Consider the following 26,369-nt stretch of genomic DNA (forward strand, 5'->3'; position numbering starts at 1 on the left):
TTGTAATTCCTTAAATGGCTATTGGAAGTGCGATGCGGGCAGTTCCCTGACTCACCGAAAGAGGTTTCTTATGTTCACACAATTGCTCAATCAACTTCGACGCGCTGCCGCCGCGATAACGCGCGGAACCGCGGCGCTCGGTCTGGCGGCAGTGCTTGCGCTCGGCGCGGTGGCGTCGAACGATGCCGAAGCGAAGCGGGTCGGCGGTGGCCAGAGTGTCGGACGCCAGTCGCAGACAGCGTCGCCGTCGGGCCAGGGGCAATCGGGCCAGCAGGCTCAGGCTCAAACGTCGCAGCAGGCTGCACAGCCGGCCGCCACGTCGGCAAACCGCTGGATGGGTCCGCTCGCCGGCCTCGCCGCAGGCTTTGGCATTGCAGCGTTGCTGTCGTCGTTTGGCCTCGCTGAAGAACTGGCGCAGATGCTGGCGAATACGCTGCTGATCGGGCTAGTGGTTGTCGCCGCGGTGATGCTGTTCCGCTTTATCACGAGGCGTCGTCGGCCGGACCTCGCTTATGGACATGGCGCCGCGAACCGGCAGCAAGCGAACGGCTCGCTATTTTCGAATCCGCTCGGGCAGCCGCGGCCCGAAGCGAATCCGCGGAACTGGCCGCACGCAGTGACGGATTCCATCAACACGGCGAAGGTGTCGGATCATCTGCCCAAGGTAGACCAGGCCGTGTTTCTTGGCTTCGCAAAAAGCATGTTCGTGCGTCTTCAAGGTGCGTGGGACCGCAACGAGCAAGGCGACCTGTTCGAGTTGACGACGCCGCAGATGTTCGCGCAAATCAAACAGGATCTGGAAGCCCGCGGCGGCCAGCCAAGCGTGACGGAAGTCACGCAACTCGATGCCGAAGTATTGGGCGAGGAAAACAGTGCGAACGAAACGCTGGTCAGTGTTCGCTTTTACGGCCAAATGCGCGAAGACCACGCGCAGAACGCCCAGCCGTTCCAGGAGATCTGGAACCTCGTCAGGAGCGTGCACGGCGACCAGTCATGGCGGCTGGCGGGTATCCAGCAGATAGATCGTTAGCGGCGGGTGTGGAACCGGCAGCGGCTTGCTGCCGGTTACCACGTCGAGTATTTGTCGCGCGCCCCGATATCTCTGCTCCGTTGTCAGGGCGCCGCTCGTCCGACACTCATGCATGCTAGAGTCCGACGACATCTATTCGCGTGGAGTTATAGATAAATGAAAGCTTTGGGGTCCGCCATTCTGTCGGCATTTCTGGCGATATCGCCGCTCGCTCTCGCAGCCGAACAGCCGGCGCCAACGTATCTGCCGGCGTCGGCCGCCGCGCAACTGGATAAAACATCGGTGATCGTTGAAGGTGCAACCGGTGACAAGGTGAAGTCCACGATCTATGTGTTCATGGACCCGAACTGCATTTTCTGTCACTACGCATGGCAGGCTTTCCAGCCCTACGAGGCCGTTGGACTGCAAGTGCGCTGGATCCCGCTGGGCTTCCTCAAATCCGATTCGCCGGGCAAGGCCGCGGCGTTGCTCGATGCGACGGACGCCTCCGCGCTTTTGCGCGAGAACGAATTGAAGTTCGTGGAAGCCACAGAATCGGGCGGCATCAAGCCCGCGAACCCTGTTTCGTTTTCGGCCCAATCGAAGCTGAACGAGAACACCAACCTGTTCAAGGCAATGGGCTTCGACGGCACGCCTACGATCATTTACAAGACCGCCGATGGCCGCTGGGCTGATACGAGCGGTATGCCGGCGCTGAGTGCGCTGCCCGCGATGCTCAAGCTGCCTGAGCAGGCGGAAAGTCCTTCGCTTCAACGGTTTCGTTGATATTGGAGCGGTGCGGGGAGCGTTACGGCGCTGACCTCGCATCACCGCAAAGCAAACTTTGAATCACCCGCCCGACGAGCCAGCTTCGGGCGGGCGCAGATCCTCCATCGGCGTCCGCGACAGGCTTTGTCATGTGATCAACCATGGTCCGCAATGCGTCAGCCAAGCCGAATCAGCCTGCCCATTCATATATCCACATCGAAGCGCTCGAATCTAGGTGAACCCTAGCAGCCACCTGTGGCGACTATGGTCAATCGACCTTGACAAGTTTTGACTAAAAAACTAGCTTTATAGTCATGCGCACTCAATTTGCCAAATCCATTCCCACCGAGTGGGAGCGCTTCGCTAGCGTGTTCTCGGCCATGGGCGATAGCTACCGGCAGCGGATCATGCTGTTTTTCGAACCGGGCGAGCGCCTGACGATCAAGCAGATCGTCGACTGGCTGCCGTTGAGCCGAACGGCCACGATCCATCACATTCGCGTGCTGCAGGGCGCTGGGCTGCTGAGTGCCAAGAAGGAAGGCCGCGATGTGTATCTGACAGCAAACAAATCGCTGTTGATTAACGCACTCGACACGACGGCCCGATATGCGGAGGAAGTGCTATGAACCGCAACTCGACACGTGGCATCCGTATCTGCGGCACAGGCACCGCGGTACCGGCCAACACGCTGACCAGCGAAGAAATAGACAGGCGTTTCGGTCTGCCCGTCGGCACGATATTCGCGCGCTACGGCGTGCGGACCCGGCACTATGCGAGGAATGAAAACGCGGCGACGCTCGCCGTCGAAGCCTGCGAACAGGCGCTGCAGCGCGCAGGTTTCGATTGGAGCGACATCGACTGCCTGGTTGCATCATCCGCGACGATGGATCAGGCGCTGCCGTACAACGCCGCGATGATTCTCGCGGCCGTCGGACCGGGCGTCGGTCATATCAGTGCGTTCGATATCGGTGCCAGTTGCCTGTCGTTTCTCGTCGGCCTCGATACGATCAGTTATCTCGTGGAATGCGGCCGATATCGCAACGTGATGGTCGTGTCTTCGGACATCGCGACCTTCTCACTCGACTGGACGACACTCGGCGAATCCGCGATCTTCGGCGACGGCGCGGCAGCGGCCATCATCCGTAAAAGCGAGCCCGGCGAGCGATCCTGCATTCTCGCGTCGCAGATCGAGACGCATGCAAGCGGAGCAAACGACTGCCATATCAAGGCGGGCGGCTCTCGTTACCATCCACGCAGACCCGGCGTCGATTTTGGTCCGCTCACCTTCTTCCATATGGATGGGCCGCGCCTCTTCCGGACCGTATCCAGAGAACTGCCCCGTCTCGTTTCGCAGTTGCTCGACGGCGCAGCACTGACACTCGAACAGATTCGTCTTGTGATCCCGCATCAGGCGAGCCGCCTTGCGCTCGATCATCTGTCGAAGCGCTTGCGGATCGAGCCGGCTCGCGTGATGGATATCCTCGCGGAGTCCGGCAATCAGGTTGGCGCTTCGCTTCCTTCGGCACTGCATCGCGCGATCGAAGATAGCCGGATAAAGCGCGACGAACCGCTGATGCTGCTCGGCTCGGGCGCCGGACTGACGCTCGGCGGCATGGTGCTGGTGTACTGACATGCGGATACTCGTGACAGGCGGCACCGGCTTTCTCGGGCGACACGTCGTATGGCGCCTCAATGCAGCGGGCCACGATGTCGTCTTCACCGGCCGCAACCAGCAGCATGCAGCGACCGTAATCGCGGGCGCGAAACGCGCCGATCACGAAACGCGCTTCGTCGAGCTCGAACATGGCGGCGCCCAAAGCCGCGAGACGATGCTTGAAGCCGCGGCAGGCGCCGAAGCCGCGGTCCACTGTGCGGCGCTTTCCTCACCGTGGGGACGACCCGAAGCCTTCCACAAGGCAAACATCGCGTCGACACAGGAAGTGGTTGATGCCTGTCGCGCTCGTGGCGTGTCCCGGCTCGTCCATATCTCGACGCCAAGTCTTTATTTCGATTTCCGCGATCGCATCGGCATCCGCGAAGACGAACCGCTGCCCTCGCCCGTCAACGACTATGCGCGCACCAAGGGCATCGCGGAACAACAGGTCATGCAGTCGTCGCTCGACTCGGTCGTGGCGCTCCGTCCTCGCGCGATCATCGGCCCTTACGACGCCACGCTATTGCCACGGCTTCTGCGGGTTGCGCGCGTATCGCGGCTGCCATTGATGCGCGGCGGCAACGCGCTCATCGATCTGACCTATGTAGACAACGTCATCGATGCAATCGAAGCCGCGCTCTCGGCCGATCTCCGGCGCGCCGTCATCAATATCAGCAACGGCGAGCCGATGCCCGTGCGAACACTATTCGCGATGCTTGCGGACGCATTCAACATCGAGCTACGCGTGCGCCGAGTACCTTATTGCGTCGCCGACGCCGCTGCTACGTTGCTGGAGTGGGCCGCGTCCTTTCGGCAGGATTGGGAGCCGCCCGTCACGCGATATTCAGTGGGACTGCTCGCCTGGTCGCAGACACTCGATCTAACCCGTGCCCGCGATCTGCTCGGGTATATACCGCAAGTGACGCTTGCCGACGGCATCCGGCGCACGGCTGCGTGGGTCAATCAGTCGGAGCAGACGCGCTGATGACGACGACGCTCGGCTTCCACCTGCTTCGGATTGGCCATTGCTCGCATCCCGAGTGCGTGACGCAACGTGGCGGGCGCCTGGGCAGCGTCCCGTTCCCGGCGCTTGCAGGCCTGCTGCTCCATCCGCGCCTCGGCCCGATGCTGTTCGACACAGGCTACAGCAACGCATTCTTCGCGGCGACGCAGCCATTTCCCGAGCGACTGTATCGGCTGGTGACGCCGGTGTCACTGACAGCAGACGAATCGCTGCCCGCGCAGCTCGCCCAACACGGGCTCGCATTGCACGATATCGGGAACGTGTTCCTGTCGCATCTGCATGCCGACCATATCGCCGGCATCGGAGAGTTGTCGAATGCAAGATTCTTCGCAATGCGCGACGAAGTCGATGCAATGCGCCGCGCCTCTCGCATTGGCGGCCTGCGTCGCGGCTATCTGCGGACCTTGCTGCCGAGTTCGTTCGATGCACGCTTGACCTGTGCGGATGATTGCGAGCGCGTCGCGCTGCCGCCCGACATGCATCCATTCGCGCACGGCTTCGACCTGCTGGGCGACGCAAGCGTGATTGGTGTTCCGCTGCCCGGTCATACGCCGGGCCAGCTCGGCATTCTGTTTCAGACAGCGGGTGCGCGGACCGTGTTTCTCGTCGCCGATGCATGCTGGTCCCTCGAAGCTGTCCGGCACGACAAACCGCCGACATGGATCGCGTCGCGTCTGTTCTCCGACAAAAGGGCATACCTCGCGACCTTTGCCGGATTGCGCCATCTGCTAGGCCGCAACGACGCACTCACCATCGTCCCATCGCATTGCGAATTCACATGGAGGCGCGTAGCCCGTGAATTTCACTGACTTCGCCCAGATGATGGGTGCCTTCGCATCGACACGCTACGGTCTTCGCTTCGATGACCGTGCATCGTTCGAGCGCTGGCAGACGCGGCGGCTCGATGCATTCCTGCAGACGCGGCTAAAGCAGGCGAGCTTCTATCGCGACTACCCATGTCGCGAGCTTGCCGCACTACCCATCGTCGACAAGGCATTCACGCTGCAACGCTTTTCCGCGTTCAACACCCGCGGCATTGCACTGGAGACGGCATTGGCAGCGGCACGCGCTTCGGAGGAAGCCGGCGTACTGCCAGCGCAATTCGATTCGGACCTCACGGCGGGACTGTCGAGCGGCACCAGCGGCCGTCCCGGCGTCTTTCTCGCGAACGCATCGGAGCGCGCGAAGTGGGCGGGCATCATGCTCGACCGCACGCTCGATCGCGACCTGCTCAGGCTGCTCGCCACACGTGCGAAACCGCTCCGCGTCGCGTTTTTCCTGCGCGCAAACAGTTCGCTCTATACGACGTTGCGCAGCCGCCGCATCGACTTTCGCTTCTTCGATCTTCAGGCGGGAGCACATACCCACATCGATGCCTTGGCCGGCTTTGCGCCGGAAGTGCTCGTCGCGCCCGCGAGCGTGCTCGGCTGGCTTGCAGTTGAAACGCTTGCGGGACATCTGCGCCTGTCGCCGCGCAAGGTGATCTCGGTCGCGGAAGTTCTCGAGCCCGACGATGAAACGCTTATCCGCGACGCGTGGAGCAAACCCGTTCATCAACTGTATCAGTGCACCGAGGGCTTTCTCGGCTACACATGCTCACATGGCACGCTGCATCTGAATGAAGAATTCGTGCATGTCGAGCCTGAATGGATCGACGATGCACGCACGCGGTTCATCCCTGTCATCACGGACTTCACACGTCGCACGCAGTTGATCGTCCGCTATCGGCTCGACGATATTCTGCGTGTGCGAGCGACGCCCTGCCCGTGCGGACGCGTGACGATGGCGCTCGATGCCATCGACGGCAGGCTCGACGACGTGCTGTGGCTGCCGTCCCGCCACGGCGGTCCGCTGCTTCCGCTTTTTCCTGATTCAGTCCGGCGTGCCGTCGCACGTTGCGGCGCGGCCGTCGACGACTACTCGCTCGTGCAGTATGGACGCACATTGTCGCTCGGCGTTCGAGGTTCGGAGACTGCGTTCCCTTCGATCCAGCATGCGCTCGACGACCTGATCGCATCGCAGGGCATGTGCAGTCTTCCATACCGGCGCGCCGCGCTTGATCTACGGTTACCGGCGGCAAAACGCAGGCGGATCGTCTGCGCCACGAAGCCATCGGCTGATGACGAAATCCCTTCCTTCGGTCGCGATCACCCATGAAAAGTAAGGTGCTCATCCTTGGCGGACGCGCACCCGTGGCGCTCGATCACGCCCGGCGTTTCGCGCGTCAGGGCTGGCAGGTCACGGTGGCGGACAGCATCCCTTGCCTGATCAGCGGAGCGTCGCGCGCAGTCGATGCATCGCTGCGGATCGCTTCGCCACGCCATGCCCCCGCGCAATTCGCCGCCGATCTCGCCAGTGCCTGCGACAGACATCGCTTCGATCTGATCCTGCCGACATGCGAGGAGGTGTTCTTCCTGTCGCGATACCGGCGGCAACTGCCCGATCAGGTACGTGTGCTTGCCGATGACTTCGACACGCTGCGCGCGGTTCATAGCAAATGGCAGTTCCTTGCGCTCGCGCGAGGCTGCTGCGTGAACGTGCCGGACTCGACGCTCGTCGGTTCGATTCACGAGGCGCGTGAGTGGGCACAAGGTGCGCCCATCGTGCTCAAGCCGGAATTCTCGCGATTCGGCGTGCACGTGCGGCTTTACGGATATGGCGTGCCAGATGATGCACCGCCCCTCCCTTCGCTCGGCAACTGGGTCGCCCAACGTTATGTGAGCGGCACTGAATACTGTTCATACAGCGTCGCCGATCGGGGGCAGTTGCGGGCGCACAGCCTCTACCGACCCACCTGGCGCATGAACAGAAGTTCGAGTTTCTATTTCGAGCCCGCACGAATCGAAGCGATCCACACATTCGTCGCGAACTTCGTGCGCAAGCTCGACTTCACCGGACAGGTGTCGTTCGACTGGATTCAGGATGCCAGTGGAAACGTGAGCGTACTCGAATGCAATCCGCGTGCGACGAGCGGCTGTCATCTGTTTCCGCTCGACGCGCCGCTTCCCGCGGCACTCGCCGGCACGCTCGATCAGTGCATCGAACCCCGCGCGGCAGCACCACGCATGATCAGCGCGGTCATGCTGAGTGCGGGGCTGATCGATGCGTGCCGGCGCCGTGACGTGCGCCGCTGGTCGCGCGACTATCGCAATGCAGCCGATGTAATCGGCGTGCCGGACGACCGGCGTCCGATTGCAGGTGCACTCATCGACCTGATGTCGTATGCGCGGCTCGCGCTTGCGCAGCGCTGCAACATGCGGGAAGCAGCGACGCGAGATATCGAGTGGGACGGCGAAGCGCTGCCTGACGTATGAACGTAACCGGCATGGGTGAAACCCTCTACGCGCCACAGCAATGCTTCGTCGAACTGGCGACTGCATTCTCGACCCTTCATGCAGGCGTTGAAACGCAAAAGTTCGTTCGCAACGTCGACGTGCGCATCGAGTCCGTCACGTTCGGCGGCATGCCGTTTCCCGTGACGATCAACGACATCGATAGTGAAAACGCGTGGGTGTGCTCGCCACTGACGACCTATAGCAGGTACGCACTGGAAGAAACGCGCCGCCTGTTTCCCCGCGCGCTCGCATGGCCACTGTGCGGTGTGATCGGCACGGTAGACCGCTGGTTGCGCAATGCAGGAATCGATCAGGCGGTATCGATCAATAACTGGCTGCTCAGCACGAACCTCTATCCGTCGACCGAGAGCCTCGATTTTGCGGCGATACGTGAGGCGCTGAAGTCGCGTTGGCCTGGACATGCTATCTGGTTTCGCTCGCTGAATTACATGCAGCACGCCGAGTGGCTTCACGCGCTCGAACGCGCGGGATTCGAACTGATTCCCACGCGTCAGGTTTATCTGTTTCATGACATCGATCGATGTGCCGCGAACCATCAGAACCTGCGACGCGATCTGAAGCATCTGATCTCGACACCGCTGCATCGCGTCGCGGGCCACACATTCTCCGACACGGATTTTACGGAAAGCGAGCGGCTATACAGCCTGCTCTATCTCGACAAGTATTCCCGGCTGAATCCTCACTATACGGCGACGTTCCTGAAAGCATGGCAACGCAACCGGCTACTGGACCTCACCGGCTTCAAAGACGATTCGGGGAAACTGCGCGCCGTCGTCGGTATCTTTGCGCAAGGCCGATTGCTGAGTGCGCCTATCGTCGGATACGACACATCGGCGCCCGTCTCGGATGGCTTGTACCGGCTATTGATGGCGCACGTTCTGTCCGAGACTCGCGAACGATCGGGCATCCTCAACCTCAGCGCGGGCGCGGCCCACTTCAAACGGCTTCGAGGTGGCGAACCGGCAATCGAATATAGCGCGGTTCTCTCGGAACATCTGCCGGATTCGTTGCGTCGCGCGCTGCGGCGCCTTCGACTCCTCACTCAACATCTCGGCGTGCCGCTGATGCGGCGCTTTCAGCTATGACTCCATGGAATGCGACGCTGTTGCGTAGCTGGTTCGTCGTCGCGCGGTCACGGCAGGTCGGCGACAAGCCGCTCGCTGTGACGCTTCTCAACCGTCCGCTCGTGATCGCCCGCGATCGCGAAGGCACGCTGATGGCGCTCGACGATTGCTGCCCTCATCGCCACGTTCCGTTGTCGCTTGGGCGAATGACGGACGACGGCTTGCAGTGCGCGTATCACGGCTGGACCTTTCGGGCCGATGGTCGCTGCGTGTCGGTGCCGGGCCTCGTGCCACCCGCTTGCGCGCCGGCTGCACGAGTGGGCAGCGCCAGCGTGATGGAAAACGATGGCCTCGTGTGGGTAAGACTCGACGGCCACGGAACGACACAGAACGGGACGCTGCCCGCGTTCCTTCATCGGCTTTCGCCATCGAGTCGACGTTTTGTTTGGCAGTCGACATGGCGTGCGCGCGCAGTCGATGCGCTTGAAAATTTTCTGGACGCACAGCACACGCATTTTGTGCATGCAGGACTGGTTCGCAGTGTCCAGAAACGCAACATCGTTGAAGCGACGGTATCGAAAACGCCGGGCTCGATCCAGGTGGATTATCGCGGGCAACCGACGCAAAGTGGATGGTTGTACAGACTCTTCGAATCACCTCGCGAAATCGAACGCGCCCACTTCTGCGCCAGCGCAGCGGGTACGGCACAACTGGAGTATCGGTATCAGAACGGAAGCGCACTGTATTTCACGCTTCATTTCAGCCCGATCGATGAAACGCGCGTGCGCGTGCACGGAACGCTTCACGTCGAGAACAGATGGGCGCCTGCATGGGCGTTACGACTGATCGCATGGCCGTTCTTGCGACGGGTATTGGCACAGGATCAGGCGATCGTCGAGGCGCAGCAAAGGAACAGAGAGCGCTTCCGAAGAGGCGAAGGGATATGCAGCGAACTGGACCTCGTAAAACCTGTTCTTGATGCAACGTGGTTACAGAGCAGTAGTCCGTGCAACGTTGTGTCCGTCGTGTCGATGAGCATTTAGTATCGGAGTACGCCACCCCGGCGCCGACGAATCGCGGAACGACTCCTTCGGCGTTAGCACGTTGGCTGATTCAGGATTAGCATCGTACGACACCAACTCCGCTCGCCGGATGAATTGCTGCACCTTCGATACTTGCCGAGATGGAACGTGCCGACTATGAGTCCGGACGAAGCCCGGTCTGTTGGGTTTAGTGGGCAATCGAGCGTCCTCGACGCAGCAGGCGTTCAGACTGGTAAAGTGAGCCCCGTCCCAGTTTTTCTGTGAAGTTGGATTCAGTCTTGCTGCTTTTTCCTTCATCGGGCATACGCGGCCCAACTTTCTAGCGAGTGTGAACCGTGCATCAGGACTTACTCGACGCGCTGACCATCATTGGTGCAATTTCCTCCGTCAGCCGCCTGAAAATCGAAGCCAAGCTACGCGATCTGTCGCAGCGGGAACAGTTGCAGATCGTCGACCTGATCAAAAGCGCGGATAACCTCGCGTATTTCTGGCAGGGAAGCTGGGTGCAAGCGGCGCGCGCCTGGCTGCTAGCGCGTGTAGCGCAGTGGGCCGCGCCGGGCATGTTCCTGCCACCCCGCGACGCCCAGGCGCAAATGGCCGGGTGGGTCGGGCAGTTGCGCGCGATGGCGGAAACAGTGGTGCGCCGGCAGTTGCTCGATCTGGTCACCGGTCGCGCTACGCTGGACGCGTTGGCGCTGGCGCAGTGCAATATCGAGCGGCAGCTATGGCAGCCGGACTCGGCTTTTACCGAACCGCGAAGGCACAGCGACGACAAGTTCTGCTATCTCGTCCATGCGATGCGCCCTACTACCGGACTGGGTGTGCCGGCACCGGACACGCTGCAAATGCACGAGTACACGGTGCAAAAGCTGGGGCACTTCATCGAGACCGGCGACGACCGTTCGCTGACGCTGAAATCCGCCGCGCTTTACCTGAGCAATCCCAGCGTAATCGAAGCCGAGATGCTCAGTTGCTCGCTGATCAGCGAAAAGCATAAGAAGCTCTATGGAAACTTCAGCTTCGGTTTTATCCTCAAGGCGCCCAGCACCAATATCTGCATGGCAAGCAAGAGTGATCTGGCGATTTCCAACTCCAAGGCGCGCGCCGCCGTGCTGGCCATGCAGCCTACTCCGTTGCACCGGCTGGTGCAGGTAGACGACTTCCTGGAGTCGCTGCTTGGCATGTATCAGCAACCGCTGCCCTCGCCGTCACAAGTACTCGAACTCAGTCTGCCCACCGGCCACAACGAAGTGGTGGTGTTGGGTTTTGCCGGCACCGCGCGGGTGAAAGTGGCCGGGATCTTTATCAAGGTCACCGGCAAGAACATGCTGTGGCAATCCTTCGTGAAGGATGACGCCGCACATCAACTGCGGGACATGATTCTGATGTGCGCCGACATGTGCAAGGTGCCCATCGTGCCGATTCAGGACGACAACGTCGAATGTCCGGGCTCGGAGATCGGCTTCCATGAATGGTTGAAAGGAACGAAGAAATCGCCTGCCCCCAGCAACAGCCCGTCGATCCAGGCGACACCGTCGATGCCGATGTCTGGTTCGCCGTCGCTGGTGGTAGGCGACATGGTTTCGGTCTACCGCGATCAAAACGTCATCCGCGAATACGACATGATTGCCATCCGCGGGGATGCCCGTTTGTACCTGGAGCAAGGCATGACTCCAGAGCAGGTGCATCGGCGTTTACACGATAAGGATGGCCTGCCGCACGCGGTGGTGGAGCGTGCACTCGCGTTGCTGGGGCATCGCAATTACATGTAAAGCCCTGCTTCTTTGACGGAACATCAGTCCACCTCGACCGCTTATCGCTCCACTCATTCCATCTCGGCGCATCGTTCCAGCCCGTGACCGTCGCTCGTCGCGATGCTCGCCGGCCAGATGCCGGTGTCAGGTACAAACACGCGGCATTCCTCGGTCGATGCGCCGATCGTCCACCATCACGATCCCAGCACGACGACCGGATGAAGCGGCGATCCAGGGCCTTGCGTATCCGGCGTCCGCTTCATCCCACGCATCGTTTGGCGATACCAGTGCGGAATAGTCGCGCCAAACAGACCGCCGATCGCCGCACTCAATATCATCGGCATCCAGGGCTGCGGCGGAGTACGCCAATGCTCGGCATGGAGGTCCGCGGCAATCCATGTAATGACGAGATAGCCGACGAGTGCCATGCCGCAAGCGACACCTACGCTCTCGGCCGCTCTCAGCCAGCGAGGATCGCGCTCTTCAAGGGCGTAGTTGTCGCAAGCAAACGCAAGCAGAACGGCCAGCGCGGTGGACAGAACGAGCCATTTACTCTGCACGCTGAATGGAACGAGCGACTCGGTGTGAGGCACGGCCAATCTGATTGCATAGACGATTGCCGATAGCGAGAACACCACGGTTAGCGTAAGCAGCCCCGAGATAAGGTAGGCGAGCACCGGCCGTTCGCGCTCGTGGCAACGATTGGCAAAAGCCCAAAGTTGCTTCGGGATAACGGCAAACGCAGCGGCGACACAGTGGTTGATCGCGATGAGTAGGCCTATCGTGAGCCGCCGGGTCATTGCGCCGCCGTCATGCGGCGCCGTGAGCACCGCCACCGCGGCGAACAGCACCACCACGGCGAGCCAGTTGAGTGCGAGAACATTGAGCGGGAATGCAACGCCTCTCAACGCAGTGATCTCGAAGCCCAATGCCTTGAGTTTGTCGGCGATCTGCGCTTCCCTGTTATTGCTGTCAAGCAGTATCCGGGCAGCCATCAGCCGGACGTCCTCATAGGCCGCCGAGGTCAACGCCGAATACGTCCTGGTGGAATCAGGGAGCACAGCAAGCTGCTGAGGCGAAAGCTGCGCAACGACCGTGAAAAAGCCGACGCATTGGGCAAAATAATTCTTCATGCGCTTTTCGAATGCATCGACATCCTCCGCAAAATCCGCCTCGAAACGCGCGCGGGCCTGATATTTCTTCAGCCAGACATAGAGAACAAGGATTCGTGTAAAGCGATACTGCTGTGGAGCCCCATCCTTGTCGGTACTGATTTCCGCGACCAGCGCGGTTGGCAGATCCTCGCTCTCGCGAATGTACTCCCGGGCTTCTTCGACAAGACGCTCGGGCATCTCGAACGGCGCATCCTTCATGCGTTGTGCCCAGCGCACAGCGCCAAATGGAATCTCGCCCATTCGATGGAAAAGCGCGAGGATCTTGTCATCGATTCCGTGCAGGATCGGCACGGAAGGCAACAACGTGGTGAGCATCAACGCGGCGACGAGGGGCGCTTCCAGTCCATCGATTTTCGTGCCCTCGGTGCCCGTTGGATGCAGTATCGATAGCCACTGGGGGTTTTGCTGGATCGCCAGCGTGAGACCGGTCCACAGGCCCGCGCAGGACAACACGTACATCACGGAGCTTGCCAGGTACTGGAAGCGGCTGGTTTGAGAACGTACAGCCCTGGGCGTATTAAACCGGCTCCAGGCATAAAAGCCGACGAGAAGGCAAGCGAGCACGTGGCTCGCCGGCAAATGCGCGATGAAATTCAAGCCCATCACTCACCTCCATGTGAAGCACTCAGTGGCGAAACTGCGAGTCACGGGCAAGCGCGTTGGCGTGACGGTGACCACAGGCAATCAGGGAAAAAGCCCGCACCGCAGGCTCACGGGAGTTCTGCAAAAGCCGCACCAAGCGTGCGAGCGGGCCATGATTAGCGAGGGCTTTCTCGCGCGGACGTCAAGGTCCGATGAGCGTCGGGTCGGCAGTAATGTTCAGGAGAACCTTGCCGGCGAAGCGCCTCGAGCATCTGGCGCACGACTGGAATCGCCGTTTTCTCCTGATCACAAAAGCAACCCGAAGATGCGATTGCGCGCGCTGGACGGAGCGTCGGACTAGCACAGTGTCGCTGTCGGAACGACAGGTTCGTTGGTCTGTTGGTATTGGCCCAACAGTGGATGAATGCATGGCCAACGCGCTGCACTCTGGCAAGCGAACGGCCATTTGCACGGCAAAGCCGGCTCATGAACGACCGACAGGGGCCGTGGCTTCAACCTGTCGACGCAACCCACTACAGCCCGCGAGAGCGGCGAATACTCATCCCGCGCCGATCAGGGTTACCGTTTGCCGCTACCGCTACCACCAGTAGGCTTGCCCCCAGGCTTACGTGAACCCGCAGCCGCCTTGCTGGCGGGTTTGCTGCGCGGCTTCTTCACGCTGAATGGGCTACCGCTAGTAAAACGTGCGCTTTCACCCGCAGCCACATCGCGCGGCACCTCGGGCTTGCGTTTGCTTTCGCCACCTTGCGCCCCCGGCTTCTTGCCGGGCACCTGCACAGCACCCTGCGCAGCTTGCGGCACCTTGGGCTTCTTCGGTTTTTTGGGTTTCTTGATGATCTGGCCCGTCGCGCTGGTTTGCGGCACGCGGTGCTCGGCTTCAAAACCCGGCTCTTCTTTACGCGGCAGCGTCTGCCGGATCAACGCCTCGATTGCGGCCAGTTGCGGCGCTTCATCGGCGCAGACGAGCGACACCGCCACACCGCTTGCGCCCGCGCGGCCGGTGCGGCCAATACGGTGCACATAGTCTTGCGCGACGATCGGCAGATCAACATTGATCACGAGCGGCAAGTCGTCGATATCCAGCCCGCGCGCAGCCACATCGGTGGCCACCAGCATATTGACTTCGCCGGTCTTGAAGCGCTCCAGCGCGCGCAGGCGCGCGGGTTGCGGTTTATCGCCGTGGATGGTGTCGACCGCGTAGCCCGCTTCATCCAGCACGGCTGCCAGGTAGTCCACGCCATTGCGGGTTTTGACGAACACCAGCGCGTGTTCCCAGTTGTTTTCGGCCACCAGGTGCATGAACAGATCAGGCTTGTTCTTTTTATCCACCGGCACGACCCACTGCTTGATCCTGGCCGCGGTGGCATTGGGCGGGCTGACGCTGATATCGACCGGGTCGCGCAGAATGCCCGCCGCCATCGCGCGGATATCGTCGGTAAACGTGGCGGAAAACAACAGCGTCTGGCGCTGCGTGGGCAACGCCGCAAACACGGCGTTGAGTTCGCGCGCAAAGCCCAGATCCAGCATGCGATCAGCTTCATCCAGCACCAGCGTTTGCACCTGATCGAACTGCACCGCGTTCTGGCGATTGAGATCCAGCAGACGGCCCGGCGTGGCAACGAGCACGTCCACGCCTTTGCGCAACTTCATCATCTGCGGGTTGATACTGACACCGCCGTAGGCGGCCAGAAATCGCAAATCGAGGCCTTTGCCATAAGCGATAAAGCTTTGCAGCACCTGCTCAGCCAGTTCACGCGTGGGCACCAGCACCAGCACGCGCGCGCGGTTGCTGGACACCGACGGGCCGTGCTGCACCAGCCGTTGCAATAGCGGCAGCGCAAAACCCGCCGTTTTGCCGGTGCCCGTCTGCGCCGCGGCCATGACGTCCTTGCCACTGAGCACCACGGGAATCGCCTTGGCCTGCACCGGCGTCGGGGTCTGGTAATTGAGGTCCTGCACATTACGCAGCAACGCATCGATCAGGCCAAGCGAGGCAAAAGACATGGACGTATTCCGGGCTAAAACCGCAATTCTAGCGGTTGCCGCGCGGATTGCATCGCGCACCGATCGATTGTCATGCACGCGCGGTCAGCGCGGACGGCCCCCCTACCGAACCGCCACTTCGCAACCCGAAGCCGACTCAATCGCCGGATGCCCAACTGGCTGCAAATCGTCGAGCCCGTCGATATTCTCCCGATTCAGCACTGCACGGGCTCTGTTCAGATCGAGTTGCCCTTCCCAGCGCGCCACCACCACAGTCGCGACACCATTGCCGATCAGGTTCGTCACTGCGCGAGCTTCGTTGAGGAAGCGGTCGACGCCGAGCAGCAGTACCAGACCTTCAACCGGAATCTTGTGCATCGATGCGAGTGTGGCAGCCAATGCAACGAACCCCGCTCCGGCGACCCCAGCCGAGCCTTTCGATGTCAGCAGAAGCACGCCGAGTACAAGCAACTGGTCCCAGATGGACAGATCGATGTTCATCGCCTGAGCAATGAACAAGGCCGCCATCGTCAGATAGATTGCCGTTCCGTCCGCATTGAACGTGTAGCCGGTGGGCAATACCATCCCGACCACGGGACGCGAGCAGCCCATCTTCTCCATCTTGATCAGCATCTGCGGCAATACCGCTTCCGTCGACGCCGTGCCGAGCGTGATCAGGATTTCGTCCCTGATGTAGCGGAGATATTTCCACAGCGACAGCCCGCACATCTTCAGCACGAGACCGAGTACCACAACGATGAAAACAATCGAGGTCAGATACAGGCAAAGCATCAGCTCGCCGAACGACGCGAGTGTGCCGATTCCGTACTTGCCGATTGTGAAGGCCACGCCGCCGAATGCGCCAATCGGTGCAACGTACATCACGATCCGCACGACGCCGAACATGCCTTGCAGAAACATGTCGAGCATATCGACGAAAGGCGCGGTTCGCGGACCCAGTTTCGCAAGCGATATCGCCAGCAGAACCGAGAAGAAAATGATCGGCAGCATTTCACCGTTGGCGAATGCCCCGACAATGCTATTGGGAACGATGCTCATGAAAAATTCGAGCATCCCATGTTGCTTTGCCGCGTGCGTATAAGTGGCGATCGCCGAGCCATCGATATGCGACGGATCGATATTCATCCCGCTGCCGGGCTTGATCACATTCACGACGACCATGCCGATCACAAGTGCGATCGTCGATGCAACTTCAAAGTACAGAACCGCCTTGACGCCGACTCGACCCGCTTCGTGAAGGTCATTCATGCGCGCGATGCCGACGACGACCGATGCAAAAATGATCGGTGCCAGCAACATCCGGATCAACTTGATGAACAGATCTCCGAGCGGCTTCATTTGTGAGCCGATATCCGGATAGAAATGCCCCACCAGGATGCCGGCGACAATGCCGATCAGAACCTGTACGTAGAGCCTGGAAAGGGTTTTCCTGAGTTTCGAAACCAGCATGCCTGTCTCCTGGGACTGGTGTCTTTGGTGGAAAAGCGGCGAGCGACATCACTGCGAAGCGCAGTCTGCTGTGATGAGCGCGGCGGTCTTTCGCGTGCGACGAATTGTTTTTATTTTTCGCCGCACCGGCGCGAAGCACCGGTGCGTTTGCAACTGCCCAGCGCTATGCGGAGAGCTTTTTCATTTCGACGATCAGATCGGACTTGCCTTCGAAGCCGATGCCGGGAAGATCGGGCATCGTGATATAGCCGTTATCCACCTTGACGCCATCGGGGAATCCACCGTACGGCTGGAACAGATCCGGATAGCTTTCGTTACCGCCCAGTCCAAGGCCGGCAGCGATATTCAGCGACATCTGATGGCCGCCATGCGGGATGCAGCGGCTCGGCGACCAGCCATGCTCGCGCAACATGTCGAGCGTGCGCAGGTATTCGACGAGGCCATAGCTCAGTGCGCAGTCGAACTGCAGCCAGTCGCGATCGGCACGCATGCCGCCGTAGCGAATCAGGTTGCGCGCGTCCTGCATCGAGAACAGATCTTCGCCGGTCGCCATCGGATTGGCGTAGTAGTTGCGCAGCGTGGCTTGCAACTCGAAGTCGAGCGGATCGCCCGGTTCCTCGTACCAGAACAGATCGTATTGCGACAGCGCCTTCGCGTACTGGATCGCGGTATCGAGATCGAAGCGGCCGTTCGCATCGACAGCGAGCTTCTGACCATCCTGCAGCACGCTCAGGATCGAGTCGATACGGCGCAGATCTTCATCGAGGGATGCACCGCCGATCTTCTTCTTCACCACCGTGTAGCCCCGGTCGATATAGCTGCGCATTTCGTCTTTCAGCTTCTCGTGATCCTGGCCGGGGTAGTAATAGCCACCCGCCGCGTACACGAAAATCTTGCGATCCGGCTGACCATTGCCGTAGCGATCGGCGAGCAACTGAAACAGCGGTTTGCCTTCGATCTTCGCGACGGCATCCCAGATCGCCATATCGATCGTGCCGATCGCGACCGAGCGCTCACCGTGACCGCCGGGCTTTTCGTTGGTGAACATCGTGGCCCAGATCTTGTGCGGGTCGAGATTGTCGCCCGTATCGTTGACCAGCGATGCCGGATCGGCTTCGAGAATGCGAGGGATAAAGCGCTCGCGCATCATGTTGCCCTGACCGTAGCGGCCATTCGAGTTGAAGCCGTAGCCGACCACGGGCTTGCCGTCGCGGATCACGTCCGTGATCACGGCGACCAGACTCAGCGTCATCTTGCTGAAGTCGATATAGGCGTTGCGGATCGGGGAACTGATAGGAACGGTTTTTTCGCGGATTTCAACGATTCTCACGGCACTGTCTCCAGAGGTTTAGACGAGTATTGCGTCACGTCAGCTGCAATATGGGAGGTAGCTTAGCGGTGAAAAACGCTGCTAGACTGCACTTTCATTCATTTCATTTTTCACATCTGGTGAATACTGAAACCCAAACCGCCACCGATTTCGAGTTTTTCATTTTGCTTGCAAAGCTCCGGAGCCTGTCCGGCGCGGCGCGAGCGCTCGACCTTTCGCCGCCTGCCGCGACGAAGCGGCTCGGTGTGATCGAGCAACGCCTGGGTGTGCGTCTGGTGAATCGCACCACGCGAAGCGTGAGTCTCACGCCCGAAGGCGAAACGTATCTGCGCTACGCGTCGCAGATCGTCGGTCAGGTCCGCGAAATGGAAGAAGCGATTTCCGGAGCGAAGCGCGACCCGCACGGACTTCTGCGCATCAACGCGACCCTCGGATTCGGGCGGACGACGATCGCGCCGATCGTGTCGGAGTTTGCGAAGCGCTTTCCCGCTGTCGAGATTCAGTTCGAGGTGACGGACCGGCCCGTCGATCTGACCGAAGGCGCGTTCGATATCGCAATCCGATTCGGCGAATTGCCCGATAGCCGCCTCAGTGCCCGGCGGATCATGAGCAATCGCCGCTTTCTTTGCGCGTCGCCGAAGTACCTGGAAAAGTTTGGAACGCCGGAACGGGTCGAGGATCTCGCGCAGCATCGGTGCATCATTCATCGACAAAACGATGATGCGTACGGCGTCTGGCGTTATATCGTGAACGACCATACCGAGGCCATCAAGGTGAAAGGTGCGCTTTCAAGCAACGACGGTGACATCGCGCTTCGCTGGGCATTGGACGGACATGGCATCCTGATCCGCTCGGAATGGGATCTGGCAAAGTATGTGCAGAGTGGGCGGCTTAGTCTGGTATTGCCGAATACCGTGCTGCCTTCCGCCGATCTTTTCGTTTATTACCCGCGGCAGAAGAATCAGACCGCTCGTGCGAGAGCGTTCATCGACTTTCTGGTTGGCCGGTTTCAGGCGCCGTTCACGCCGGTTGATACGGGTGTCGAACCGCGTGAAAGGCAGAAGCGAAGCGCTCGCAAATGAGTTCGCGTGGCGACGTATCGATCAACGACTACCAGTTGAATAGAGCGTGTTATGACTACTCCATTTTCCGGCGGATGTGCATGCGGATCCATCCGCTATGTATGCGCGCGCGCGCCCGTTGCGACGCTGAACTGCCACTGCCTGGACTGCCAGCGCTCGAGTGGTGCTCCTTTTGCTTCCGGCTTCATCGTGCAGGTGTCGGATGTGACGATCACCGGCACGCCGAAGACGTACTCGGTTCGTGCCAGTAGTGGCAGGCTCGCTACTCGCAGCTTTTGTTCCGATTGCGGCTCTCCTTTGTTCACGCATGGCGAGGCGGCTCCGGAAGTTATGTCTATTCGTTTCACTACGCTGGATGATCAGTCGGAATTTCAGCCGATGCTGGATATCTGGACGTCTAGCGCGCAACCGTGGGTTTGTCTTGATCAGGCGATGCCTCGTTATTCTGAGTCGCCGTAGTCTGGTTGTTGCAGAAACGGATTTCCGCGATCGACCCTTAGCCGTGGTCTAACTCATACAACCGCAGCGGCCGCTTGCTGGATGCGATGGTCATCGACGCAATCGGACGTCGAGGGACGTACTCATAGCTCGCAAGCTGCTTAATCAGATCGTCCGTTTGATGTCTGGTATCACGCACTCATTGCCCTCTTTACAGCAGTGCCGGTCTGTATCGACTCGTTCCGTTGATCAAGATCAACCCGCCATATTGGATAGGCGCGACGATCCAACCAAAGGACAGGCCGCTCGCAAGATTCAACGACCGTGATGAGGGCCCGACGCGAGGGTGCGCAGCCCCCTGTTTCCAACAGATGATTGAGCACACACCGTGGTGATCACGCTGGGGCCTGTTCACGCCGAGGCTTGGCACCCCTGAGCAGGTCCGCAATCGTTATTGCCAATGAAACTCAATCGGTCGACGTCGTGTAGGAGGCAAACATGAAGAAGCTGGTGATACTGATCGGGCTCGTGCTCTCCACAAGTGCATTTGCGGAGTGCGCGACAAATTCGCGCGGTGAGACTGTGTGTGGCAACGGGCAGACGGCTGGCGGTTACAACCGGAATTCCGGAACGGCATGGTCGGCCCAGAAAAATCAGAACGGGGTTACGACGACGCAGACAAACCGGGGTGGGCAGGCAAAAACCATGAACGGCAAAGGCGTAGCCAAGGGACCCGGCGGCACGACCTGCTACCGCACCGCGAATAGTCACGGCTGCAATTGAATGCGCCTTCATCGCCCCGCGCTTCCGGCAACCGCCATTCTGTTCGCGCGACTGGCTAGTATTTGCCGGTTAGCTCGACCGTAACGAAGGCCGTTAGCGGTGGGCGGTGTCAAGCCACTCTGCGAAGATCTCACGCCAACTTCCGTTGAGACCGCTTGTCATCGGCTATCGACATTCCGATACGCCCGGCGTTGTACCAGGCACGCCTCCTTGTTCGTTTCCTGGGTCAAACGCTTAGGAGAGGGATATGAGTAAGCTGGCTGCCATGTGCAAGCATGAGTTCATGGAGATGCTGCCACCGACCATCTTCTTTTTTGTGATTCTTCACATCGTCGCGTTGGTCCGCACGTTGATGTCGGAGGGTACCTTGCCGTCGTGGCATACCTCGGGCACGGTCACCATCGTCGCGCTGATCCTCGGCAAGTCGGTATTGGTCGCGAACATGTTGCCTTTCATCAATTGTTTCCCCGAAAAGCCGCTGATCTGGAATGCGGGCTGGAAGACCTTGATCTACACGCTCGTGGCGCTGGTCGTGCATTTTCTTGAACACTTGTACGATTACTGGAAGCTTTCGCCAAGTCTCGTGGTTGCCTATCACAAGCAGCTCACCGAACTTAATTGGGCCCATTTTTGGGCAATTCAGATTCTTCTCGTGACCCTGATTCTCAACTACTGCGTGCTGGCGGAACTGTCCCGTATCATCGGGCGCCAAAAATTCAAAGCGATTTTCTTTGGCCCGATGCCGACCAATCCAGCGGGACAGGCCACCATGTAATGGCTGGACTTCACCCCCCTTCAGCCGAAATAGCTTCAACCTCCCCCACCAGATAATCGACCAACGCACGAGCCGCCGGACGTATAGCCCTGCCCGGCGGAAACACTGCATGTATCTCGACGGGTTCGAGCTGCCAGTCCCGCAGTATCTGCACGAGGCGCCCATCCGCGATCTCGCTGCGGCATCCCCACAAACCCACCGGCAAGATGCCGAGCCCGGCGACCGCCGCGGCCGTCGCGCCTTCGTTCACGGTCGTCGTGACGCGGCCTTCCGCGCGAAACGCAGCCTCCAGTCCGTCCTTTCGCAGCACCCAGCCTAACGACGCCACGCTCGATGGGCCCAGCACAAACGTATGCCGAGCCAGATCGGCTGGATCGACGGGGCTGCCGGCGCGAGCGAGATAGCTCGGCGCGGCAACCAGCAGTCGCGGCGAACGTCCGATCAGTCTCGATCTGGCGCTCGAATCCGGCAGAGCGCCGAAGCGGATCGCCACATCCGCGCCTTCCGCAATCAGGTCCTGCCGATCGTCCGACATCAACAGGTCGACGTGCAACGCGGTATGCGACTCCATGAAGCGTCCGATGCGAGGAATGACCTCGCGAATACCGAAGCTCGTGGATAGCCCCACGCGCAGGTGTCCGCGCAGTTCGGAACTGCCGCGCGCGACATGGTCGGCTTCATCGAGCGCTTCGAGAATTGCCTCGACGCGCATCAGATAGTCGACGCCCGCCTCGGTGAGTTTCACCGCGCGGGTGCTCCGGACAAAGAGCACCGTGCCCACGTCCGCCTCGAGTTCGGAAATCTGCCGCGATACGGATGGCTGGCTGATGCCCAATTCGCGGCCCGCCTTCGTAAAGCTCGACGTACGCGCGACGCGGATGAACAGCCGCAGCACCGAGAGTTTGTCATTCATTTGACTGGCGAATAACTGAAAGTCATCTAGCCATTCTACCCGTCACGAGCCAAATGAATCACTATGACTTCACGCCAACACCGGCGAGCAAACACGGAGTCAGAGATGAAACTGCAACAGAAACTGGATGCCTTCAAGTCGCACTTCGAAAGCAAGGTTGCACCGCCCGAAGTGGTCGAACTCTTTCACAGGACCACGGCGGAGCTGATCGCAACGGGTCAGGTGGAGCGGTCGCTGAAGGTGGGCGACCTCGCACCGACGTTCACGCTCACCACGGCGGAAGGCGAAGTCGTATCGTCCACGGCAATGCTCGAGCACGGGCCTTTGGTTGTGACGTTTTATCGGGGCGTCTGGTGCCCGTACTGCAACATCGATCTGCAGGCCATCGAGGAAGTCGCGAGCGAGATCCGCGCGCTCGGCGCGCAACTCGTTTCGATCTCAATGCAGACCGCGGCGAACAGTCTGAAGTCGCAACGGCAGAACAAGCTCAGCTATCCGATCCTCGCTGACGAAGGCGGCAAGACGGCTGACGCGTTTGGAATCCGCTTCCGCCTGCAGGATGAACTGATCGAGGGCTACAAGCAATTCAATGTCGACTTGCCCGTCATCAACGGCGAACCGAGCTGGACGCTGCCGATGCCGGCCCGATATGTGATTGCGCAGGACGGCACCATTGCCTACGCCGAAGTAAGTCCGGACTACACGCAACGGCCCGACCCCAGCGAACTCGTGACCGCACTGCGGCAACTGAAAAGTCTTGTTTAACAAGCTGTTCGGATCTCGCCTACGCGCAGTAGGCGAGATCCGATCGTGTGGCTCGGCGTTGGTGCCTTTGCAACCGCTCAAAGCAGATACGGAGCAGGCGGCTAACTGACCGTTATTGCTTTTATCTCCGCCCCTCAACAAAAAGCTTTCTCACGAATTACAGCGCTCGCAAATAACCGCCATTCATTCGTTGCCAAATACTCTCGGCTACCGTTTGTCGGATATACCCCGGCTACTTGCATTGTGATGGAAGCATCGGAAGTACCACACCACTACCCACTGCCATCGCACCAGGCACAGCGACGCCGGGCCATTGGAGGGCTTTCATGCCGGGATTCCCCGCGAGACTTGAGATGCCATGCAACATCTTTTATCGGTTTCGTACACGTATTGGGCCGTTTTTCATCTCTGACAGAGACGAGCGATGGCATGTGGTCTTTGACGGCGAATCTCTCGGCAGCTACGAGAATCCAACGCAGGCGGCAAATGAGCTTGCCAGCGGTCATACGGCTTCATTGCGCAATGGAGAGGACACGTCGACGCTCGGTATCCCAAAGGACATCTCGAGATGGGAACGAGTACCGATCTAGTTACGAGCGGGAACTCGAAAGGCTTACTCCGAACTGCCGCCGACCCACGGCTCAGTGCTTCGGCCTACCCGTCCCCTGCAGTGCCACTCTCATACTCATTTCCAGATCCTGAAGTCGCGCGCCGAACTCCGCCAGGCTGCCGCGCCCCTCGCCGAACATCTCGCCGTTCACATAAATCGTCGGCACCACGCTAATTTCACGCACCGCCACCTCACGTTGGAATACTCCCCCGTCGATCGTGATGTTGTGAATTCGCGGATTAATTACCGTCATCATATTCAGCGCTTGCACCACATCCACACAGCTTCTGCACGATAGCGAAATATAGGTTTCGAAATAATAGTCAGATTCCAGGGTGCGAATCTGATCGATGGTCGGACCGTCGGCGATAACCGGATGTCCGCCAACCTGGAGTATCGCAAGCACAAGGGACGAAAACTCGGGCCCGGTCGGAATGCCGGCAAACTGGATGCGGGGCTGTGCGCCTGCCTGCCTGATCGAGAACGACGGCTTGCGGTCGTCGCCGTGCTGTTCTTCGATAACCGTCACCAGCTCTGTCAACGATGCGATTTCGCTCAACATCGCCAGCATCTCGTGCGATTCCTGATTATCACCGGGGGAGACGATCAATTCGACAGGTCTGCGGATGTTTCGCAGATATGTTTGCAGTTGTGACCTGAGACTGACGTTTAACATGGTTCGATCCCCCTAGGCCCTGCACTAAGTTATACGACGAAGTGACAGGAACTGAAAGAAATCCGCACACAGCACTGAGCGCCAATCTGCCGGAGGAATCGGAAACACGCTAGGCTAAGCGGCCGTTCCAGTCATCGATCTGTCATTCAAACCCGCCGCCTGCACGCTACCATCTAGCGCTGCACGGAGGGCGGGCGGACAGTCGCGGGACGATCCGCTTACGCACAGACTGCAAGTCGCCCGAGCCCGGCCCGCGTTTTTCCCGACACACACCTCGCGTTGAGCCCTGTCACGACAACAAGGAAACGACATGACAAAAAAGGAAGACCCGTCTGTTGAACTCTCGCAATCGACCGAAGCTGAGCAAGCTCCGTCCGCGCCGAATCCGCGCCGCCGCACGTTCCTCGGCGGCCTTGCGGCGGTCGCCGTCGGCGGCGGCCTCGCCGGCTGCGCATCGCCCGAGGGCACCGGCGATGGCCGCGCCACGCGCGGCCTGGCAGGCGCCGAACTCGATGCCGCACTGCGGGACAACGTGAAGACGATCGTCGTGATCTATGCGGAAAACCGCAGCTTCAACAATCTGTTCGGCGACTTCCCCGGTGTCGAGAAGCCGCTGTCGGCGGTGAAGGCCGCCGACTCCGCTCAACGCGACCGCGACGGCAAAACGCTGTTGCCGCGTCTGCCCCCGGTGCCGGGCGGCTGGCTGTTGAAAGACCAGGTCGCCGACGGCGTCTCGTACGCCGCCGGGCAGCAGTATCAGACCAACCTGCCGAACGGCCCGTTCGCGCTGAAGGGTCCGGCCGGTGAAAACCTGCCGCTGTCGCTGATTACGCACGATCTGTGGCACGTGTTCTATCAGAACCAGATGCAGATCAACGGCGGGCGCAACGACATGTTCGTCGCGTGGGCCGATTCCGCCGGCTTCACGATGGGCCACTACGCGAACACGAGCTACGACCTGCGCATGTGGGATCTCGCCAGCGAATACGTGTTGTGCGACAACTTCTTCCAGGGCGCATTCGGCGGCTCGTTTCTGAACCACCAGTATCTGGCCGCGGCCACGCCGCCGCGCTATGCGAATCCGAAAGAGAGCATCGCGAAGTTCCAGATCGCGGAGACCGTCAGCGGACGCCCCGACGACCCGAACCTGAAACCGCTGGCGGCATCGCCCGCAAGCGCGATGGACGGTATCCCGAAGTTCGGCCCGAGCGCGTTGACGCCGCCCGAGACGCTCGCCGACGGCGCGACGCTGAGCTACGCCGTCAATACGATGATGCCGCCTTACCAGCCGACGCCGCTGAAGACCGGCGCCAACGGCGAGGTCGATTTCCATCTCGATGCGAACGCAATGGCCGTTCCGCCGCAGACCCATGAGCACATCGGCGACAAGCTCGACCGGCGCGGCGTCGAATGGGCATGGTATGCGGGCGCGTTCAAGGAGACGCTGGAGACTCAGGGCAAGAACCTGTCGAATGGCTCGCCGGTGATTCCGAACTTCCAGTATCACCACCAACCGTTCAACTACTTCCGCAATCTCGGGCCGAATACCGAAGCTCGCGCAAAGCGCCTGCGCGACGGCGGCCTTGGCGACGACGAAAGCACCAACCGCTTTCTGGCGGACGCGCGCGCGGGACGTCTACCCGCTGTCACGTTCTACAAGCCGCAGGGCAACCTGAACATGCATGCGGGGTATGCGGACGTCGCGTCGGGCGATCGCCATATCGTGCACGCGGTCAAAGCGCTGCGCGCGAGCCCGCAGTGGAAGAACATGGTGGTCGTCATCACCGTCGACGAGAACGGCGGCTGGTGGGATCACGTCGCGCCGCCGAAGGGTGACCGCTGGGGTCCGGGCACACGCGTTCCCGCGCTCGTCGTCTCGCCGTTCGCGAAGAAGGGCTACGTCGACCACACGGTCTACGACACGGGCTCGATCCTGCGCCTCGTGACGCGCGTGTTCGGGCTCGAGACGCTCGACGGTCTGAAGCTGCGCGACGACTCGATGCGCGCGCGTGGGCAAACGCCGATGGGCGATCTCACGCACACGCTGACGTTCGGCGCATAACGGCAACGAAGCCGGTGCCGTCGCGACGGCAC

General features: G+C 60.3%; 24 protein-coding genes. 18 read left to right on the top strand and 6 right to left on the bottom strand.

The features are described 5' to 3' along the window. Nucleotides 1–70 precede the first annotated feature (70 nt). The 11 genes from L0U82_RS29270 (at nt 71) to L0U82_RS29320 (ending at nt 11,690) form a co-directional block, all read left to right on the top strand. Entirely contained in the window at nt 71–1,030 is a 960-nt protein-coding gene (locus L0U82_RS29270) for a Tim44 domain-containing protein (RefSeq protein WP_233836552.1), read from the top strand. A 156-nt stretch (nt 1,031–1,186) separates the two neighbouring features. After that, nucleotides 1,187–1,795, top strand: a complete 609-nt coding sequence (locus L0U82_RS29275; protein WP_233836554.1) for a thioredoxin fold domain-containing protein — start codon at nt 1,187–1,189, stop codon at nt 1,793–1,795. Between the two features lie 296 nt (nt 1,796–2,091). Next, complete coding sequence (locus L0U82_RS29280) at nt 2,092–2,403, top strand: ArsR/SmtB family transcription factor (protein WP_233836555.1); 312 nt, start codon at nt 2,092–2,094, stop codon at nt 2,401–2,403. Next, nucleotides 2,400–3,407: a 3-oxoacyl-[acyl-carrier-protein] synthase III C-terminal domain-containing protein gene (locus L0U82_RS29285; protein WP_233836556.1), complete on the top strand. Its 1,008-nt coding sequence runs from the start codon at nt 2,400–2,402 to the stop codon at nt 3,405–3,407. Before L0U82_RS29280 ends, L0U82_RS29285 begins: the two co-directional genes overlap by 4 nt. Before the next feature lies 1 nt (nt 3,408). Beyond that, nucleotides 3,409–4,416, top strand: coding sequence for an NAD-dependent epimerase/dehydratase family protein (locus L0U82_RS29290; protein ID WP_233836557.1), 1,008 nt, complete (start codon nt 3,409–3,411; stop codon nt 4,414–4,416). After that, nucleotides 4,416–5,264, top strand: coding sequence for an MBL fold metallo-hydrolase (locus L0U82_RS29295; protein WP_233836558.1), 849 nt, complete (start codon nt 4,416–4,418; stop codon nt 5,262–5,264). Before L0U82_RS29290 ends, L0U82_RS29295 begins: the two co-directional genes overlap by 1 nt. Beyond that, complete coding sequence (locus tag L0U82_RS29300) at nt 5,251–6,612, top strand: F390 synthetase-related protein (protein ID WP_233836559.1); 1,362 nt, start codon at nt 5,251–5,253, stop codon at nt 6,610–6,612. Before L0U82_RS29295 ends, L0U82_RS29300 begins: the two co-directional genes overlap by 14 nt. Continuing rightward, complete coding sequence (locus L0U82_RS29305) at nt 6,609–7,769, top strand: ATP-grasp domain-containing protein (RefSeq protein ID WP_233836560.1); 1,161 nt, start codon at nt 6,609–6,611, stop codon at nt 7,767–7,769. The genes L0U82_RS29300 and L0U82_RS29305 overlap by 4 nt, the downstream gene beginning before the upstream one ends. Before the next feature lie 11 nt (nt 7,770–7,780). Beyond that, entirely contained in the window at nt 7,781–8,896 is a 1,116-nt protein-coding gene (locus L0U82_RS29310; RefSeq protein WP_233836562.1) for a hypothetical protein, read from the top strand. 20 nt (nt 8,897–8,916) lie between these two features. Next, the gene (locus L0U82_RS29315; RefSeq protein WP_233836564.1) at nt 8,917–9,918 is read left to right on the top strand and encodes an aromatic ring-hydroxylating oxygenase subunit alpha; all 1,002 of its coding nucleotides are present in this window, start codon (nt 8,917–8,919) and stop codon (nt 9,916–9,918) included. Between the two features lie 335 nt (nt 9,919–10,253). Next, complete coding sequence (locus L0U82_RS29320; protein ID WP_233836566.1) at nt 10,254–11,690, top strand: hypothetical protein; 1,437 nt, start codon at nt 10,254–10,256, stop codon at nt 11,688–11,690. A gap of 176 nt (nt 11,691–11,866) precedes the next feature. On the opposite strand, the gene L0U82_RS29325 is transcribed toward L0U82_RS29320, so the two are convergent. After that, the gene (locus L0U82_RS29325; protein ID WP_233836568.1) at nt 11,867–13,450 is read right to left on the bottom strand and encodes a hypothetical protein; all 1,584 of its coding nucleotides are present in this window, start codon (nt 13,448–13,450) and stop codon (nt 11,867–11,869) included. Between L0U82_RS29325 and L0U82_RS29330 the strand changes: the two genes are divergently transcribed. Next, complete coding sequence (locus tag L0U82_RS29330) at nt 13,434–13,790, top strand: hypothetical protein (RefSeq protein WP_233836570.1); 357 nt, start codon at nt 13,434–13,436, stop codon at nt 13,788–13,790. The two genes, L0U82_RS29325 and L0U82_RS29330, sit on opposite strands and share 17 nt — an antisense overlap. Nucleotides 13,791–14,008: 218 nt before the next feature. On the opposite strand, the gene L0U82_RS29335 is transcribed toward L0U82_RS29330, so the two are convergent. The 3 genes from L0U82_RS29335 to L0U82_RS29345 all read right to left on the bottom strand — a co-directional run bounded on the left by L0U82_RS29335 (nt 14,009) and on the right by L0U82_RS29345 (nt 18,233). After that, nucleotides 14,009–15,454 (bottom strand): DEAD/DEAH box helicase, encoded by a 1,446-nt coding sequence (locus L0U82_RS29335; protein WP_233836571.1) that lies wholly within the window; start codon nt 15,452–15,454, stop codon nt 14,009–14,011. 102 nt (nt 15,455–15,556) lie between these two features. Continuing rightward, nucleotides 15,557–16,903: a C4-dicarboxylate transporter DctA gene (gene dctA, locus L0U82_RS29340; protein ID WP_233836573.1), complete on the bottom strand. Its 1,347-nt coding sequence runs from the start codon at nt 16,901–16,903 to the stop codon at nt 15,557–15,559. Between the two features lie 163 nt (nt 16,904–17,066). Further along, on the bottom strand, nt 17,067–18,233 hold the full coding sequence (locus L0U82_RS29345; RefSeq protein ID WP_233836575.1) for a mandelate racemase/muconate lactonizing enzyme family protein: 1,167 nt from the start codon (nt 18,231–18,233) through the stop codon (nt 17,067–17,069). Between the two features lie 119 nt (nt 18,234–18,352). Between L0U82_RS29345 and L0U82_RS29350 the strand changes: the two genes are divergently transcribed. The 4 genes from L0U82_RS29350 to L0U82_RS29365 all read left to right on the top strand — a co-directional run bounded on the left by L0U82_RS29350 (nt 18,353) and on the right by L0U82_RS29365 (nt 21,311). After that, the gene (locus tag L0U82_RS29350; RefSeq protein ID WP_233836577.1) at nt 18,353–19,315 is read left to right on the top strand and encodes a LysR family transcriptional regulator; all 963 of its coding nucleotides are present in this window, start codon (nt 18,353–18,355) and stop codon (nt 19,313–19,315) included. Nucleotides 19,316–19,366: 51 nt separating this feature from the next. Then, complete coding sequence (locus L0U82_RS29355; RefSeq protein WP_233836579.1) at nt 19,367–19,774, top strand: GFA family protein; 408 nt, start codon at nt 19,367–19,369, stop codon at nt 19,772–19,774. 477 nt (nt 19,775–20,251) lie between these two features. Next, complete coding sequence (locus L0U82_RS29360) at nt 20,252–20,536, top strand: hypothetical protein (RefSeq protein ID WP_233836581.1); 285 nt, start codon at nt 20,252–20,254, stop codon at nt 20,534–20,536. A gap of 247 nt (nt 20,537–20,783) precedes the next feature. Then, nucleotides 20,784–21,311 (top strand): hypothetical protein, encoded by a 528-nt coding sequence (locus tag L0U82_RS29365; protein ID WP_233836583.1) that lies wholly within the window; start codon nt 20,784–20,786, stop codon nt 21,309–21,311. A gap of 10 nt (nt 21,312–21,321) precedes the next feature. On the opposite strand, the gene L0U82_RS29370 is transcribed toward L0U82_RS29365, so the two are convergent. After that, a complete protein-coding gene (locus L0U82_RS29370) occupies nt 21,322–22,224 on the bottom strand; it encodes a LysR family transcriptional regulator (protein WP_233836585.1) in 903 nt (300 codons plus the stop codon). Between the two features lie 105 nt (nt 22,225–22,329). Here L0U82_RS29370 and L0U82_RS29375 point away from each other — a divergent pair, with 105 nt between their 5' ends. Beyond that, nucleotides 22,330–22,989: a peroxiredoxin-like family protein gene (locus L0U82_RS29375; RefSeq protein ID WP_233836587.1), complete on the top strand. Its 660-nt coding sequence runs from the start codon at nt 22,330–22,332 to the stop codon at nt 22,987–22,989. Between the two features lie 641 nt (nt 22,990–23,630). On the opposite strand, the gene L0U82_RS29380 is transcribed toward L0U82_RS29375, so the two are convergent. Next, a complete protein-coding gene (locus tag L0U82_RS29380; protein WP_233836589.1) occupies nt 23,631–24,275 on the bottom strand; it encodes an alkyl hydroperoxide reductase in 645 nt (214 codons plus the stop codon). Between the two features lie 310 nt (nt 24,276–24,585). On the opposite strand from L0U82_RS29380, the gene acpA reads away from it, so the two are divergent. After that, the gene (gene acpA, locus L0U82_RS29385) at nt 24,586–26,337 is read left to right on the top strand and encodes an acid phosphatase (protein ID WP_233836590.1); all 1,752 of its coding nucleotides are present in this window, start codon (nt 24,586–24,588) and stop codon (nt 26,335–26,337) included. Nucleotides 26,338–26,369: the final 32 nt, after the last annotated feature.

The sequence above is a fragment of the Paraburkholderia sp. ZP32-5 genome (assembly GCF_021390495.1).
In the GTDB taxonomy this organism is placed as follows: Bacteria; Pseudomonadota; Gammaproteobacteria; order Burkholderiales; family Burkholderiaceae; genus Paraburkholderia.